Source organism: Pseudomonas baetica, assembly GCF_051216495.1.
Lineage (GTDB): Bacteria > Pseudomonadota > Gammaproteobacteria > Pseudomonadales > Pseudomonadaceae > Aquipseudomonas > Aquipseudomonas baetica_B.
The window spans coordinates 117,697-135,077 of sequence record NZ_JBPKAM010000002.1 but is presented as its reverse complement, the minus strand read 5'-3'; the positions used below and the strand labels follow the sequence as shown (position 1 = coordinate 135,077).

Sequence of the window (17,381 nt, the reverse complement as noted above, 5' to 3'; positions counted from 1 at the left end):
TTAATCACGTTCTCCGAGATCAACGACATGGACGCCCGTCACTACGCCTTTCTCGCTTGCCAGCCTTCAGCGGTGCTGAAAACCCGCGACCGCTTCTGCGGCATGCCCAAGCGTGGGCTGGCATTGCTGTTGGCCAACGTGATGTTCTGGCAGCCGATCTGGGCCCAGGCCGACGGAATCGTGGTGGCCAATCCGGGCACCGGCCTGGACCATGCCGGCAATGGCGTGCCGATCGTCAACATTGCCACGCCCAATGGCAGCGGCCTGTCGCATAACCAGTTCGTTGATTACAACGTCGGCAGCCAGGGCGTGGTCCTCAACAACGTCGCCAACCAGACCGGTGCCACGCAACTGGGCGGGATCATCATCGGCAACCCGCACCTGAAAAACAGCGGTTCGGCGCAAACCATCCTCAATGAAGTGGTCGGCGGCAGTCCGAGCCAGTTGCGCGGCTACACCGAAGTGGCGGGGCAGTCGGCCCGGGTCATTGTCGCCAACCCGTACGGCATCAGCTGCAACGGCTGCGGCTTCATCAACACCCCGCGCGTGACCCTGACCACCGGCAGACCGGTGCTCGATGGCAGCGGACGACTGGACCGGTTCCAGGTCGATCAGGGCAGCGTGTCCATCGATGGCGCAGGGCTGAACGCCAACAACGTCGATAGCTTCGAAGTCATCACCCGCAGCGCGAAGATCAACGCCGAGATTCAGGCGAATAACCTGAGCATCGTCACCGGTCGTAACGACGTCAACGCGCAGACCCTCAACGCCACCGCCCGCGCCGATGACGGCAGTGCCAAGCCGCAATTGGCCATCGACAGTTCGGCGCTGGGGGGGATGTACGCCGGTGCGATCAAACTGGTCGGCACCGAAGTCGGGGTGGGCGTCCACCTGGCCGGCAACCTGGCCGCTAGCGCCGGTGACATCCAACTCGACGCCAACGGCCACTTGAGCCTGGCCCAGACCGCTGCCAGCGGTGCGGTCAACGTCAAGGCCGTCAGCTTCGATTCGCAGGGGTCGGTGTATGCCGGCAGCAGCCTGAATGTACAAACCACCGGCGATCTGAACGCCCAGCAAAACCTGGCTGCGCGCGACAACGTCAGTCTGACGGTAGGTGGCCGTCTGAATAACAACGGCGTGATCGAAGCGGGCGTGAATGCCGATAACGGTCGCAATACCACTGGTGATGTCAGCCTCACCGCGCAGAGCATGATCAACCGTGGCAGCGTCGTGGCCGGCCGCTCGCTCCAGGCGCAGGTCAGCCAGAGCCTGGATAACCAGGGTGCCACCTTAAGTGGGCAGCAAGCCGTACAACTGGCGGCCGGCACTCTGGATAACCGCAACAAGGGGCGAGTGCTCGGCAACGGCAGCCAGGCGCTCACGGCCGATCAGTTGCTCAACAACCAGAATGGTTTGATCAGCAGTAACGGTGCGTTGACTGTCAATGTGCGTTACCTCAACAACAGCGGCGGGCGCATCGCCAGCAAGGCCGACCTGACTGCCAGCATTGGTCAGTTGATCCAGCAAGGCGGCGACCTGGTTGCCCAAGGCAACCTGACCCTCAAAGGTACCAGCCTGGACAACAGCGGCGGCAACATCGTCGCGCAGCAGGGTTTGGACATTCGTCTGGATCACCTCCTGATCAACGTCGCCGGGTTGCTCAGCAGCGAAGGCACCTTGAGCGTCAATGCCGAAGCCCTCGACAACAGCAGCGGCAGCCTGTCGAGTGCCGACACCCTCACGCTTAGCCTCACGGGCGCCTTGACCAACAAGGGCGGAACGGTCGCCACCGACAAGGGCCTGATCCTGACCAGTGGCAGCCTCGATAACCATCAACAGGGCCTGCTCACCGGCAAAGGTGCCGTCAGCGTTACCACACAAAGCTTCGACAACAGCCAGGGCGGACAACTGATCTCCGGCAACAGCCTTGACCTCAGCGCCGCCCAGGTGAACAACGCCAACGGTACTCTCGCCAGCGAAAAAGCCCTGAACGCCAGCGTCACCGGCCTGGACCAGCAAGGCGGCCAGTTGTTCAGCCATACCTCCCTGAGCCTGGACCTGAACAACGGCCAACTGAACAACCAGTACGGCCTGATCAACGGGCCGCTGCTGATGCTTAAGCACCTCAACGGCCTCAACAACCAGCACGGCGAAATCTCCAGCGCCCAGGCGTTCACGCTGACGGCCCAGGCCCTGGACAACAGCAGCGGCAAACTCATCAGCAACCAGGCCCTGACCCTGCGTATCGCCCAGGTCTTGAGCAATGTTGCGGGGCTAGTCTCTGCCGCCTCGCTGGATGCCCACAGCGCGAGCCTGGACAACGACCAAGGCCTGCTCAGTAGCCTCGGCGACCTAAGCCTGACGGTCGATGGCAATGCCAGTAACCAGGCCGGCAGCGTGATCGCCAGCGGTAACCTGCTCCTGAACGCCGCCAATTTCGACAACAACAACGGCCAGGTGTCCGCGAAAAACGACCTGAGGGCACAGGTCACCCGCCTGACCAACCGGAATGGTCTTTTGATCGCCCAAGGCGGCCTGACGCTGGCCGGCCTTGCGCTGGACAACCGTCTGAACGGCCTGGTGGGCTCGACCGGGACCTTGCAACTCAACGTCGACGGTATCGACAACCGTGGCGGCGAACTGTCGAGCAACGCCGACCTGAACCTGACCGCCAGCAGCCTGGACAACAGTGATAGCGGGCTGGCGATTGCCGGCCAAAGCCTGAACCTCACTGTCGACCGCTTGCTCAACCGCACCTTGGGGCAACTGTCGGGCAATAGCGGTTTGAGCCTGATCGGAAGCAGCCTGGACAACAGTCACGGCAGCCTGCGGAGCCAGGAAAACCTCAGCATCCACCTCAGTGGCGACCTGACCAACAGCGCCGGACTGCTCAACAGCGAAGGCTTGCTCAGCGTCAGCGCCGCCAGTCTGGCCAACCGCCTGGGCAGCCTGTCGAGTGCCGGCCAGCTCAGCCTGACCATCTTGGCCGATGTGGATAACCAGGGCGGCCAACTGGTGACCGACGGAGGTATCGACCTGCACAGCGCCAGCTTCGACAACAGCCAGCAAGGCAGTCTCAGCGGCAAGTTGGCGGTTCAGATTAGCACCGGCGCTTTGGACAACAGCCAAGGTGGCTTGGTGACCGGTGCCGATACGCTCGACTTGACCGCCACCCAAGTGACCAACCAGAGCGGCGGCCGTATCGCCGCTGCCAAGGCCTTGACCGCCAGCGTCACCGGGCTGGACCAGCAAGGCGGCCAACTGTTCAGCAACACCGCCCTCACTCTGAACCTGAACCATGGCCAGTTGAACAACCAGGGTGGCCTGATCAACGCGCCGCTGCTGATGCTGAACAACCTCAGTGAGGTCAACAACCAAACCGGTGAAATCTCCAGCACCCAAGGCTTTACCCTCGCGGCCAACCACCTGGACAACAGCAACGGCCGGCTGCTGAGCAATCAGGGCCTGACCCTGCGCATCGCTCAGGCCCTGAGCAATATCAACGGCCTGATCGCCGCCGCTGCGATAGATGCCCACAGCGCCAGCCTCGACAACAGTGGCGGTACCCTGACCAGCCGGGCCAATCTTGATCTCAATGTCGACGGCACCTTGAGCAACCAGAACCAGGGCCTGATCAACGCCGCGCAAACCCTCAGTATCAATAGCGCCACGCTGAACAACCAAAACGGCTCGTTGCTGGGCAACAGCATCGGCCTCGACTTCGGCGCTGCCACCGGTGACCTGAACAACAGTGGCGGCCTGATCACCACCCAGGGCAGCCTCGGCATCAACCACTTGCGCGACCTGACCAACCAGAACGGCGAGATCTCCAGCAGTCAGAGTTTCACCCTTACCGGGCGCAGCCTCGACAACAGCGCCGGCAAGCTGATCAGCAGCAACCTGCTCACCCTCAACGCGATCGGCCTGCTCAATCAGGGCGGCCTGATCTCCGGTTGGCAAGGGTTGAACGTCAGCGCCAGCAGCCTCGACAACCGCAACAGCGGCACGCTGTCCAGCCGCAATGGCGACCTCGATGTCAGCCTCAGTGGCGCCCTGCAGAACGGCAACAACGGCGCGCTGGTCAGCCAGCAAGCCCTGAGCGTCTCGGCTGCCAGTCTCGATAACACGGCGGGCATTCTCTCCAGTGGCGGCGCCCAGACGCTGACCGTCGGCGGCCTGCTCAACAACGCTCAGGCCGGCCTGATCGACAGCGGCGCGACGCTGACCTTGCAAACCATGACGCTCAGCAATGTCAGCGGCACCATCAATGCGCAGCAGGCCCTGACCTTCACCGGCACTGGTCTGGACAACACCAGTGGCAACCTGACCGGCAACGGTACCGTCACCCTCGATCTGCTCGGCGCCCTGACCAACACCCACGGCAAACTGGCCAGCGCCGGCTCGCTGCTGATTCAGCGCAGCAGCCAAGTCAACAACCAGGGTGGCCAACTGGCCAGTCAGAGCTTGCTGACCCTGCTGACCGGTCGTCTCGATAACAGCCAGCTCGGTACGCTTGCCGCCAGCGGCCAGCTGAGCGTCACCGCCAGCGGCGCCGTACTCAACGGCAACAATGGCCTGATCTACAGTCAGAACGACGGCCTGCAACTGCAAGCGGCCAGCCTCGACAACGGCCAGGGCACCCTGCAAAGCCAGAAAGCCCTCGGCGTGCAAACCACTGGCGACATCAGCAACCAGAGCGGCCATATCCTCGCTCAAAGCGGCAACCTGAGCGTTACCGGCGCGAATCTAGACAACCGAGGCGGCGTGCTTGCCAGCCTGCAAGGTGCGTTCACCGCGCACCTGACCGGCGTGCTGAAAAACGGCTACGACTCCAGCCACAACAACCAGGGTGGCATTACCCAGGCGCAAAGCCTGAGCCTCAGCGTCTTGGGCGGCATCGACAACTATGGTGGCCGCATCGCCGCACAGGCCGGCAACGCCGTCCTCGTCACCGGCAACGTCGACAACCGCAACGGCGGCATCTACGCCAACGGCCTGGTCAGCGTCACCGGCAATAACTTCGACAATAGCGGCAGCAACGACGGCCAGATCGCCGGGCACCAGATCACCCTCAACCTTGGCGGCGCCCTCAATAACCGCCAGGGTGTCATCGAGAGCGACAGCACCCTGGCCATCAGCGCCGCCAGTCTCGACAACCAGACCGGCCGCTTGCGCGCGCTGGGTACCAATGGCAAGACCCAATTCCAGATCGGCGGTCTGTTCGACAACCGCAGCGGCACCCTGGAAGCCGCCAACATTGACCTGGCCCTGGGCGCTGCCAGCTTCCTCAACAGCGGCGGCTCGCTGCTGCACGTCGGCACTGGTAGCTTCGACATCTCCACCGCCAACGTCACCGGCGCCGGCGGCAACATCGTCACCCGCGGCGGCCTGACTTTAAGCGCCGACAGCCTGACCAACAGCAGCGTGATCCAGGCCGGGCGCCTGACAGTCAACGTCAACACACTCGGCCAGACCGCCGGCGGGCAATTGCTGGCCTCCAGCACCCTCGTCGGCAACGGTGGCAATTGGTCCAACGATGGCCTGATCGCCAGCGACGGCACCCTCAGCATCGGCCTGAGTGGCTACTACAGCGGCAACGGCCGCATGAGCAGCCTGGGCACATTGGGGCTGTCGGCCGATCGGGTCGACTTGAGCAATGTCGCCAGCATTGCCGGCGGTGGCAACACGACCGTTTCGAGCAGCCTGCTCAACAACTACGGGCGGTTGACGTCCAATGCCAGCCTGAGCGTAGTGGCGGGTACGCTCAACAACTACGGCACCCTCGGAAGTGCGCAAAAGCTCACGGCATCGGCGAGCGCATTGCTGAACAGCGGTGGGTTGATATTCAGTGGCGGTGATATGGCTTTGTGGGCCAACACCTTCACCAACCGCTACGCCGATGTGTATAGCCTTGGCAACCTGGCTATCGGCGGGGATGCCAGCGGTGGTTGGAGCGCATCGATCGCCAACGTGTCGGCGACGATCGAAAGTGCCGGTGATTTGAGCCTGGCAGCGTCGCATATCGAGAACCGCAAGGACGTGTTCCAGACCACGGGCGGGCTGCTATCCGGTTACATCGGGGTGCAGTGCTATTCGTGCTCATCGTTCGATGACTTCGATAACCGGGCCGACAGCTATGCCGTCTGGGTAGAAAATTATCAGTCGCAGATCGTCCAGGATTCCGCGTCGGCCAGCATGACGGCCGGGGGCAACTTCACGGCTAACGGAGGCGACTTCCTCAATCAGGCGTCAACGCTCAGCGCTGCAAGTAACCTGACTTTCAATCTTCAGACCTTTACCAATCAGGGTGCAGCTGTGGGCGACTACAGCGTGCGGCGCTCTATTGCCCTGACTTCGAAACAACAGCACACCGATTTGGCTTATTGGTTCGCCATCATGGACTACAACGCCGCCAATGATCCTGAGTATGATCCGGGCGCGGCGGGGTATCTTCCTGATGGTATGTTCGTGGGACCGAATATTCACGTCTGGGACAGTGCCGGCAACGAATCCCTTCTTGGCGTGGGTGTTCGCGGGGGGACTCGAGAATCCCAAGGTTACGGCAGGTTCGGTTCGGTATGGATCGAGTATGACGGGGGGGTATGGCAGAGTTTTACCTTGCCGCATTACAGTGACAGCGTGCGCACGCAAGCGCCAGCCGTTATCCAAAACGCTACTCCTTTTGATACCACGATTGTTTACAACAGCCCCTCATCCTACGCCAACGCGGTCGTCCAGGCCGGCGGCGCTGTCAGTATCAATGCTACCCAAAGTCTGACCAACAGCGTCGTACGTCAAGGCGTTGGCATCGCCGCAGGCGGTTCCCGAGTGGGTGCGACCCAATCGAGTGGCAGCAATCAGCCGACCATCGTCAACCTCAATCCGCAATTGCCGCCAGACCTGGCCCACCAGCGAGTCAACCCGCTGACGTTACCCGGTTTTAGCCTACCTACCGGGCAAAACGGCCTGTTTCGCCTCAGCGGCCAAGGCAGCAGTACAACGCAGGACAGCGCCCCACAAACCTGGACCATGGGTGGTAACAGCATCAGCCTGGCGCAGAGAGAGCAGTCGGTGCCGCTCACCCAAGGCAGAATCCTCCAGGTGGCTGATGTCGTTCAGATCGGCGTCAGTACTGTGACTTTAGGGCTGGAGGCTCGACAGGGTGGCAGCCTCGATCCCTCAGCCAGTACCGCCGTACAAGGGCCGTCCGTTGCCCAGCCCGGTACTACCACGCAGGTCGCCGGCCAAATGGTGGCGCGCGTTCAAGGATTGCCGGGCACCCGTTCGCCAGCCAATACGCACAAGTATCTGATCGAAACCAACCCGGTACTCACCGATCTCAAGCAGTTCATGAGCTCGGACTATCTGCTCGCCGGCCTGGGCTACAACCCCGACGACAGCGCCCGGCGCCTGGGCGATGGCTTCTATGAACAACGCTTGATCCAGCAAGCCGTGGTCGCTCGGACCGGCCAGGCGTTTATCGATGGGCAGACCTCGAATGAGGACCTGTTCAAGTACCTGATGGACAACGCCATCGCCAGTAAGAATGCACTGAACCTGACGGTAGGGGTGTCATTGACGGCTGAGCAAGTAGCCGCCTTGACCCATGACATCGTCTGGATGGAAAGCGTCGTCGTCGATGGCCAGACCGTGCTGGTGCCCGTGCTCTACCTAGCCCAGGCCGACAATCGCCTGGGTCCCACCGGGGCGCTGATCGAAGGCCGGGACGTCAGCCTGATTGCCGGCCAGGATCTGAACAACACCGGCACCCTGCGCGCCAGCAGCAACCTCAGCGCCGTAGCCGGCAACGACCTGATCAACAGCGGCCTGATCCAGGCCGGCGACCGCCTCGACCTGTTGGCCGGCAACAACCTCACCAACCAGGCCGGAGGCATCATCGCCGGACGTGACGTCAGCCTGACCGCGATCAATGGCGATGTGCTCAACGAACGCACCGTCAGCACCTTCAACAGCAGCACCGGTGGCTACAGCCAGCAACGTGATGTGGTCGATAACGCCGCCCGCATCGAAGCGGCCAACAACCTCAGCATCAGCGCCGGCCGCGAAATCAACAACACCGGTGGCGTCCTGCAAAGCGGTGCCGACATCACCCTCAATGCCGGTCGCGACATCAACCTGATTGCCGCCCAAGCGCTAAACAGCACCCGCTTCGGCAGCAATAACCACAGCGAATCCATCCGCCAATACGGCGGCAGCGTCGACGCCGGCCGCGACCTGAGCCTGAGCGCCGGCCGAGACATCACCGTCATCGCCAGCCAGATCGACGCTCGACGCAACATCGCCATGGCCGCCACGGAGAACCTGACCCTGGCCTCGGCGGCGGACGAGCAACACTCCTACAGCAAAAGCAAAAAAGTCGAAGAGCAGGAAGACCACATCCACCAGGTCGGCACCAGCGTGACGGCGGGTGGCAGTGTGGTGCTCAGTGCGGGGCAGGATTTGACGCTGATCTCCAGCAAGGTCAGCGCGGGGGATGAAGCCTACTTGGTGGCCGGCGGCAACCTGGAACTGCTGGCCGCGCAAGACAGCGACTATTCGCTGTACGACATGAAGAAAAAGGGCAGCTTCGGCAGCAAGAAGACCCAGCGCGATGAAGTCACCGATGTGAAAAACATCGGCAGCGAAATCAAGACCGGGGGTGACCTGACGTTGGTCAGTGGTGGGGATCAGCGTTATCAGGGGGCCAGGCTCAACAGTGGTGGTGATCTGACCCTTGATAGTGGTGGGAGCATTACTTTTGAGGCGGTGAAAGACCTGCATCGGGAGAGTCACGAAAAGAGCAGCAGCAATTTGGCGTGGCAGTCGGCCAAAGGTAAGGGAACCACCGATGAGACGCTGCGCCAGAGTGAGCTGACGGCCAACGGTCAGATCGTGATCAAGGCGGTCAATGGCTTGAAGATCGACCTGAAGAATATCGATCAAAAAACCGTCAGTCAGACCATCGATGCCATGGTCCAGGCCGACCCGAAGTTGGCCTGGTTGAAAGACGCCGAGCAGCGCGGGGACGTCGATTGGCAACTCGTGAAAGAACTGCATGACAGCTGGGACTACGAAAGCTCAGGTTTAGGCGCCGCTCCGGCGCTGATAATTGCCATTGTTGCCAGCTACTTCCTCGGTCCGATTTTCGGTCCAATGGCCAGCAATATTGTTGTCGGCACGATCAATGGAGGTGGTGATGTCGGCGAAGGTTTCCAAGCGACTTTCAGCAGCGACAGCCTTAAAGGCTATGTAATCGCCGGGGTGAGTGGTGGTATCGGCGGTGACAATATCGGCCTGCATTTGGCTATCAACTCTGCGCTTAAAACCGTACTTCAGGGGGGGAAGTTCAAGGACAATCTGACGCAAGCAGCTGTGATGATGGCCGCTGATGCTCTCAGTGGCTACCTCTATCAGAACGTCGGCAATGCGTTGAATGGCAGTGGTTTGGCAACCAAGGTCGCGGTGCATGCCATCGTCGGCGGTCTGATTGGCGAAGCAGCTGGGGGCGACTTCCGCACAGCAGCGTTAGCGGCCGGGGCCAATGAGGCGTTGCTTGAACTGGTTGGAAAAGACATTTTTCCTGGCGACGCCCACGCCCGCTTGATCGCAATGGTTTCACAGTTGGTAGGGATCACGGTGGCTGCGGTGGCGGGCGGCAGCCCCAAGGATCAAGAGGTCGCGGGATGGGTGACGCAGCAGGCGGCAGTAAATAACTACCTTCAGCATGAGGAGGTTGACAGCCTTGCCCAGGAACTCGTGGGTTGCCGTACCAATTCAGATCCAGTGGCGTGTCGTGGCCAGGTGCAGGATAAATACCAAGCGTTGAACGATAGCAAAACCGGTTCCGGACTGTATGGCTGCAAGGGCGAAGGGGAAAAAGCGTGCAGCGGTCAGTATACTGATGCCAAAGATGGTTCTGCTAAGCTTGATTCGCTGCTTGATTCTTTCGCGTTAAATGCCGATGAGAAGGCCGTACTCGCTCACTTTCAGGACATCAACCACAACGATGAGCGAGTGGCTGACCATGCTTGGCTGCAATCATTCTGGAGCGAGTCTGGGGTTGCGGGTGGAGTACTCAGTGGTGGTGCTGCAGCACTTGCAGCTGCGGAGAGGGCGGCAGCGGCCAAGGCCGCAGCAGAGGCTGGTGCAAAAGCAACTGGTTCGATAGATAAGCTTCCACCTCTACGGCAAGCATATGTCGATGAAGTTAATGGTTTGTCAGAGATTAGTCTCAGTATGCGCGCAGCAGGTGCAACGCCAGAGCAAGTCGCTCGTCAACTCCACCAGATACGCCGTGAGTTAGGCGTTCAATATAAGGATCTAACACCGCCTGATAAACTTGCAGAGATTTATGAGCGAAACTTGCGAGTGTATGGGGACAAGCTTGGGCCATCTATTGATTGGCTGAGAGCTAAAGGAAAAAGCTGGGAGCAGATAACTGAATCTGCAAGTCGTTCAGGCGGGAAGGATTTAGGTTTTAAATATGACTGATGAATTTACATCAATAGTACTGGGTGATGAATACGATGCGGTGTTGCGTAACGCCCTGCACATTGTTTTAGTCAGGCTTGGTGCTGTAGGACTTGATAAGTCCTGGGCGGTTGGAGGCTCTCAAGAAATTGAGGTCGCAGAGGTTGAATTGATGGGTGAGAAAGTTAAAATTGAGTCAGAAACATTCGTAGGTATTACTATATTTGGACCTAGGTATATTATTGATGAGGTGGCCGATAAAGTGCGCCAGGAACTTGCTCTCTAACCGTTTAAACTAGTGGTAGCGTTGTGTCTTTCAGCTGCAAATTTTTCTAGGGAAAAGGGGACTAGGGAAAAGGGGACGGATTTATTTTTCTTCTTTGTCTAGTCCTGAATAAGGTTTACACCTTCTGATCTATTTTCAGGAGGATGTGATGGAAGCGGCAAAAAGGCGTAGTCAGCGTGACTACACGCTGACTTTTAAATTGTCGGTCGTGGATCAAGTTGAAAGAGGCGAGCTGAGTTATAAAGAGGCTCAGGAGCGCTACGGGATTCAAGGCAAAACGACCGTTCTGACGTGGTTGCGCAAGCACGGTCGGCAGGATTGGAGCCCAGGCACATACATTGGCTCGCCGAGGATGGGATCTATGCCCGACAAAAACCGACCATTGACGCCAGAGCAACGCATCAAAGAACTTGAAGAGCAGTTGGCTCTGTCCAATCAGAAAGCCCAGTTTTTCGAGGCAGTCGTGGATGTCTTGAAAAATGACTACGGCCTCTCTGTCGTAAAAAAGCGTCCCGGCAAGTCCTCGCGCAAAAACGAATCCAAAATCTGAGCATCAGCAGGGCTTGCCAGTTCATGGGGATAAGCCGACAGGCTTACTACAAGCGCAATCGCGCTGATGCTGCCCGGTTCGTTCTGGATCAGCGAATAGCCGACTTCGTTCAGCAAAAGCGTCAGCGACAACCACGCTTGGGCGCCCGAAAGTTGCACTATTTGCTGCATTGCCAGCCTCAACTTGAGCTGCAAGTAGGTCGAGATCGGTTGTTTTCAATTTTGCGCGAAAGGCGTTTGTTGGTGGCCCGCAAACGCGCCTACCACAAGACGACTGACAGCCATCATCGCTTTCGGCGTCATCCAAACTTACTCAAAGCAGGTCCTGATCAAATTGTTCCAAGCGGCCCTGAGCAAGTCTGGGTGGCTGATATCACCTATCTACCCACTCAGGAAGGTGTGGCTTATCTGAGCCTGGTGACGGATGCTTTTTCGCGAAAGATCGTGGGCTATCACGTTCATGAAAGCCTGCACACCGAATCAGTAGCGCAGGCACTACGCCGAGCGGTAAAGCAGCGTCGAACGGAACAATCACTGGTTCATCACTCGGACAGAGGCAGCCAGTATTGCTCGGGCATGTATCAGGAGCTGCAGGAGAAACACGGCATCAGATGTTCAATGACGGACGGCTATGACTGCTACCAAAACGCCCTGGCAGAGCGGGTCAACGGGATCTTGAAGACTGAGTTTCTGCTCCAGCGACCACGGGACTTACTGCAGGCGAAAAAGATGGTGAGTGAGTCGGTTTCGATCTACAACCGCGAACGTCCGCACCTGTCTTTGAAATACAAAACGCCCGATGCGATGCATCGGGCGTTGGGGTGAAACAGGTGTAAACCTATTTCAGGACTAGACACTGTTGGTTTTGTATTGCCTGTCAGGGCCCCATCGCGGGCAAGCCCGCTCCCACAATGTTCGTGTTCACACGGATCCCCTGTGGGAGCGAGCCTGCTCGCGAAGGCGTCAGTCCTGGCGACGAATAAACTCAGGCCTTCTGCTCAAACGCCACATAGATCTTGCGGCAAGGCTCCAGCACTTCCCAGGTGCCGCGAAAGCCTGCCGGGATCACGAAGCGATCACCGACCCGCAGGGTCTTGGCGTTGCCGTCAAGGTCGCGCAGCACGGAAACGCCCTGCACGATTTCGCAGTATTCGTGTTCGGTGAAGTTCACCGTCCAGTGTCCGACGGCGCCTTCCCACACGCCGGCGTTCAACTGGCCACAGGGGCTGTTGTAGTGGTTGTACACCACTTGCTCGGGATCACCCTTGAGTACTTTCGCCGGGTCGGGGCGATAACGTTCGGCGGCGGTGGTGGCCTGGCTGAAGTCGACGATGTTCTGGATGCTCATTGTTCTAATCCCCCGTCATTGCGGTGCGAGTGGTAGGTGTTGCCAAAGTCTATGTTTATTAAAATGAACATCGCAAGGCCGTTTGCCGGCGTTATGTCAAATATATTGAAACTTCACCCGCCGCTGGTTTAGGGTGGTGGATGCCCTGGACCGATATGCAGGCTGGTCGGGCAGAATTCCTGACAGCGCCCGCGCAGAACGCGGGCGTCGTAATCAATAAGAGGAGGACACTCGAATGACCACCCTGACTCGTGCCGACTGGGAACAACGGGCCCGCGATCTGAAGATCGAAGGCCGCGCTTACCTTAATGGTGAGTACACCGATGCCGTCTCTGGCGAGACTTTCGAGTGCATCAGCCCGGTCGATGGTCGTCTGCTGGGCAAGATTGCCAGCTGTGACGCCGCCGACGCGCAGCGCGCCGTGGAAAACGCTCGCGCCACTTTCAATTCCGGTGTGTGGTCGCGCCTGGCGCCGACCAAACGCAAATCCGCCATGATTCGTTTCGCCGCCCTGTTGAAAAAGCATGCCGAGGAACTGGCACTGCTTGAAACCCTGGACATGGGCAAGCCGATCAGCGATTCCCTGTACATCGACGTTCCTGGCGCGGCGCAAGCCCTGAGCTGGAGCGGCGAAGCCATCGACAAGATCTACGACGAAGTGGCTGCCACTCCGCATGATCAACTGGGTCTGGTGACCCGTGAGCCGGTGGGTGTAGTGGCTGCCATCGTGCCGTGGAACTTCCCGCTGATGATGGCCTGCTGGAAACTGGGCCCGGCGCTGTCCACCGGTAACTCGGTCATCCTCAAGCCTTCGGAAAAATCCCCGCTGACCGCCATCCGCATTGCGGCCCTGGCTGTCGAGGCTGGCATTCCTAAAGGCGTGCTGAACGTGTTGCCAGGCTACGGCCACACCGTCGGCAAGGCCCTGGGCCTGCACAACGACGTCGACACCCTGGTGTTCACCGGTTCGACCAAGATCGCCAAGCAACTGATGGTCTACGCCGGTGAGTCGAACATGAAGCGCGTGTGGCTGGAAGCCGGCGGCAAGAGCCCGAACATCGTGTTCGCCGATGCGCCTAACCTGCAGGAAGCCGCCGAAGCCGCTGCTGGCGCGATTGCGTTCAACCAGGGTGAAGTCTGCACCGCCGGTTCGCGCCTACTGGTGGAGCGCTCCATTAAGGATAAATTCCTGCCGCTGGTGATCGAGGCCCTGAAGACCTGGAAGCCGGGCAACCCGCTGGACCCGGCCACCAACGTCGGTGCGCTGGTGGATACCCAGCAGATGAACACCGTACTGTCCTACATCGAGTCCGGTCACGCCGACGGTGCCAAACTGGTCGCCGGTGGTAAGCGTACCCTCCAGGAAACTGGCGGGACCTACGTTGAGCCGACCATATTTGACGGTGTGAGCAATGCGATGAAAATCGCCCGGGAAGAAATCTTCGGCCCTGTACTGTCGGTCATCGAGTTCGATAACGCAGAAGAGGCCGTCGCCATCGCTAACGACACGCCGTACGGCTTGGCCGCCGCGGTCTGGACTAGCGACATTTCCAAGGCTCACCTCACCGCCCGTGCACTGCGTGCCGGTAGCGTCTGGGTCAACCAGTACGACGGCGGTGACATGACGGCACCGTTCGGTGGCTTCAAGCAGTCCGGCAACGGTCGCGACAAGTCGCTGCACGCGTTCGACAAGTACACCGAGTTGAAGGCGACCTGGATCAAGTTGTAAGTCGGTTTAATTAACGACGTAGGTCCCTTGTGGGAGCGAGCCTGCTCGCGAAGACGGTGTAACAGTCAACATTGATGTTGAATGTGCTGGCCTCTTCGCGAGCAGGCTCGCTCCCACATTTGTTTTGTGTCGTCTGTAAAAATAAATATCCACAGGAGCGTGGAACATGCGTTGGGCGACGTATTTCGCCGTGTTGGCGTCTGTCTTGAGTGTCGGCCTGGCCCTGGGTGTCAGCATGCCGCTGGTGTCGTTTCGCCTGGAAAGCTGGGGCTATGGCTCGTTTGCCATCGGCGTGATGGCAGCGATGCCGGCCATTGGTGTGCTGCTGGGCGCGAAGATCTCCAGTCATCTGGCGGCGCGTCTGGGTACAGCCAATCTGATGCGCCTTTGCCTGTGGGGTGGGGCGGTGTCCATCGGTTTGCTGGCGCTGCTGCCCAGCTACCCGATCTGGCTGGTGTTGCGCTTGATGATCGGGGTAGTGCTAACACTGGTGTTCATCCTTGGTGAAAGCTGGATCAACCAACTGGTGGTCGAGGAGTGGCGTGGACGGCTGGTGGCGCTGTACGGCAGCAGCTACGCGTTGAGCCAGTTGGCCGGGCCAATACTGCTGGGCGTGCTGGGCACCGAGCACGATTACGGGTTCTGGGTCGGCGTCGGACTGCTGGTAGCGGCTCCCTTTCTGTTACTGGGTCGCAGTGGTGCGCCCAGCAGTGAATCTTGCAGCGTGACTTTTGGTGATCTGCTGACCTTCTGTCGCGGCTTGCCGGCGATTGCCTGGGGTGTTTCGCTGTTTGCGGCGTTCGAAGCGATGATCCTGACGTTGTTGCCGGTGTATTGCCTGCGCCAGGGATTCACCACGGAAATTGCCTTGGCGATGGTCAGCACGGTGGTGGTGGGCGATGCCTTGCTGCAATTGCCGATTGGCGCGCTGGCGGATCGCGTGTCGCGGCGTACCTTGTTTACTGGCTGCGCGATGGTCCTGCTGGTGTCGAGCCTGGCGATCCCGCTGCTGATCGATACGCTGCTGATCTGGCCGCTGTGGGTACTGTTCGGCGCGAGTGCCGGCGGTTTGTTTACCTTGTCCCTGATTCTGATTGGCGAGCGTTATCGCGACGATGCGCTGGTGCGGGCCAATGCGCACATCGCGCAGCTATGGGGGATTGGTTGTCTGCTCGGACCGTTGATCGCCGGCGCCGGCAGCCAGTGGATCAGCGGACATGCGTTGCCGTTGTTGATGGCGGCGGGAGCATTTGGCCTGGTGATTCTGGTGTCGCGGCAAGGAGCCTTTGGTGCGGTTCCTGAGCCGGCCTGAGCAGTGATTGTGTGGCGAGGGAGCTTGCTCCCGCTCGGCTGCGTAGCAGTCGCTGGGGTCGCTTCGCAACCCAACGGGAGCAAGCTCCCTCGCCACAAGGTGTTTCAGCTACAACATTCGCTCAAGCCCGACCGTATTGCTGAACCAGGCATTGAAGCGCCGCCACCAATTGCCCGGTTCCCGGGTCAGGGTGTGCATTTTGCCGTCGTCTTCGGTGGTCCAGACGACCTGGCCATTCTCCAGGCGAACCTGATAGCTCAGGGCCGGCGCCATGCCTTCCAATGCCAACGCCCGAACACGGGCCGCGAGTTCCGGGCTGTCCACCAGCACGCCGACTTCGGTGTTCCACAGCACCGAGCGCGGGTCGAAGTTGAACGAGCCGATGAAAGCTTTCTGCTGGTCGAAAATGATCGCCTTGCTGTGCAGGCTGGAGTCGGACTCGCCATAAGATCGGCTGGAAAACAGGCGAGGGCCGCTACCGCTCCCTTCGCCGGGTTGGCGGCGTAGTTCAAAGAGTTGCACGCCATGCTCCAGCAGCGCCTTGCGATACGGTGCGTAGCCTCCATGCACCGCTGGAACGTCCGTAGCCTCCAGTGCGTTGGTCAGCAGTCGCACCGACACGCCGGCATCGGCGCGCCCCGTCAAATACACCAGCCCCGGTTGGCCGGGCACGAAGTAGGCGGAGATCATCACCAGCTCTTTACTGACGCCATCGAGTTCAGGTGTCAATTGGGTGGTCAGCAGCAACTGCGGATCCGGTTCGCCGTCGGCCAACACTTTGCTCGGCGCATCCCACAGTGCCTGATTCCAGGCCCAGATCAGTTCTTTGCGCCAGATATCCAGGCGCGGTTCGGTTTTGAAAGCCATCAGTTGCTGATGGAGCGCGTGATTCTGCTTGCGGTATTCCTCCAAGGATTTTTCCAGCCGGGCCCGGGTGTCTTTCAGGTCTTGGGCGGTCGGCTTGCTGGAAACAAAGGCATCGATCGGTTTGCTCAGGGCGCTGTTCCAGTACTGGTCGAAACTGTGTCCCAACTGTTCGGCGACCGGGCCGACGCCAAGGATGTCGATGTCGGTGAAGTTCAGCTTGGGCTCGGCATCGAAATACTCGTCCCCCAGATTGCGCCCGCCGACGATGGCCATGCTGTTGTCAGCCAGCCATAGCTTGTTGTGCATGCGTCGGTGTTGCAGCGAAAGGTTGAACAAGCGGCCCATGGTGCGTGTCACGCCAGTACTGCGTCCCAGATGCAGCGGGTTGAACACGCGAATCTGGATCTGCGGATGCGCTGCCAGGGTGGCGATGGTGACGTCTTGACCGTCGCTGGTGGTGTCGTCGAGCAATATGCGCACGCGTACGCCGCGGTCGGCGGCCTTGAGCAGTTCTTCCACCAGCATTCGCGTGCTGATGCCGTCATGGACGATGTAGTACTGCAGATCGAGGCTGGCTTGGGCGTTGCGAATCAGCTCGGCGCGAGCGGTGAAGGCCTCGGTGCTGTCGGACAGCAAGCGAAATCCCGACTTCCCTTCATGAAGAGCGGCCTGGGCCTGGACCGAGCGGCCGAATGACGAAACGCTCGCCGGCAGCGCTTGGCTCGGTTCGCGCTGCACGTCGAAACTGGCGCAGCCGCCGAGGAACGTAGCAAGTAACACCAGAACAAGCAGGGGCTGTCTGACTCTCACGTGGGACCGT

The 17,381-nt window shown here is 59.9% G+C and carries 6 protein-coding genes and 1 pseudogene; 5 read left to right on the top strand and 2 right to left on the bottom strand.

The window, feature by feature from the left end; genetic code table 11:
• Nucleotides 1–27 precede the first annotated feature (27 nt).
• The 3 genes and pseudogenes from ACSFE6_RS02405 to ACSFE6_RS02395 all read left to right on the top strand — a co-directional run bounded on the left by ACSFE6_RS02405 (nt 28) and on the right by ACSFE6_RS02395 (nt 12,158).
• Nucleotides 28–10,491: a hemagglutinin repeat-containing protein gene (locus ACSFE6_RS02405; protein ID WP_435426093.1), complete on the top strand. Its 10,464-nt coding sequence runs from the start codon at nt 28–30 to the stop codon at nt 10,489–10,491.
• A complete protein-coding gene (locus ACSFE6_RS02400; protein ID WP_435426092.1) occupies nt 10,484–10,756 on the top strand; it encodes a hypothetical protein in 273 nt (90 codons plus the stop codon). Before ACSFE6_RS02405 ends, ACSFE6_RS02400 begins: the two co-directional genes overlap by 8 nt.
• A gap of 148 nt (nt 10,757–10,904) precedes the next feature.
• A pseudogene (locus ACSFE6_RS02395) lies at nt 10,905–12,158 on the top strand (IS3 family transposase).
• Between the two features lie 132 nt (nt 12,159–12,290).
• Here the strand turns inward: ACSFE6_RS02395 and ACSFE6_RS02390 are convergent.
• Nucleotides 12,291–12,653, bottom strand: coding sequence for a cupin domain-containing protein (locus tag ACSFE6_RS02390; protein ID WP_224541826.1), 363 nt, complete (start codon nt 12,651–12,653; stop codon nt 12,291–12,293).
• Between the two features lie 235 nt (nt 12,654–12,888).
• On the opposite strand from ACSFE6_RS02390, the gene ACSFE6_RS02385 reads away from it, so the two are divergent.
• Together ACSFE6_RS02385 and ACSFE6_RS02380 are read left to right on the top strand one after the other, a co-directional pair.
• Nucleotides 12,889–14,382 carry an aldehyde dehydrogenase gene (locus tag ACSFE6_RS02385; protein WP_435426091.1) on the top strand — a complete coding sequence of 498 codons (1,494 nt, stop codon included), beginning with the start codon at nt 12,889–12,891 and terminating at the stop codon, nt 14,380–14,382.
• Nucleotides 14,383–14,548: 166 nt separating this feature from the next.
• Nucleotides 14,549–15,694 (top strand): MFS transporter, encoded by a 1,146-nt coding sequence (locus ACSFE6_RS02380; protein WP_435426090.1) that lies wholly within the window; start codon nt 14,549–14,551, stop codon nt 15,692–15,694.
• A gap of 108 nt (nt 15,695–15,802) precedes the next feature.
• Here ACSFE6_RS02380 and ACSFE6_RS02375 read toward each other — a convergent pair whose 3' ends face one another.
• The gene (locus tag ACSFE6_RS02375; RefSeq protein ID WP_435426089.1) at nt 15,803–17,371 is read right to left on the bottom strand and encodes a phospholipase D family protein; all 1,569 of its coding nucleotides are present in this window, start codon (nt 17,369–17,371) and stop codon (nt 15,803–15,805) included.
• Nucleotides 17,372–17,381 lie beyond the last annotated feature (10 nt).

Coding starts and splice junctions, on each gene's coding strand:
- ACSFE6_RS02405 (WP_435426093.1), top strand. CDS start 28: ATGGACGCCCGTCACTACGCCTTTCTCGCTTGCCAGCCTTCAGCGGTG.
- ACSFE6_RS02385 (WP_435426091.1), top strand. CDS start 12,889: ATGACCACCCTGACTCGTGCCGACTGGGAACAACGGGCCCGCGATCTG.
- ACSFE6_RS02380 (WP_435426090.1), top strand. CDS start 14,549: ATGCGTTGGGCGACGTATTTCGCCGTGTTGGCGTCTGTCTTGAGTGTC.
- ACSFE6_RS02400 (WP_435426092.1), top strand. CDS start 10,484: ATGACTGATGAATTTACATCAATAGTACTGGGTGATGAATACGATGCG.
- ACSFE6_RS02390 (WP_224541826.1), bottom strand. CDS start 12,653: ATGAGCATCCAGAACATCGTCGACTTCAGCCAGGCCACCACCGCCGCC.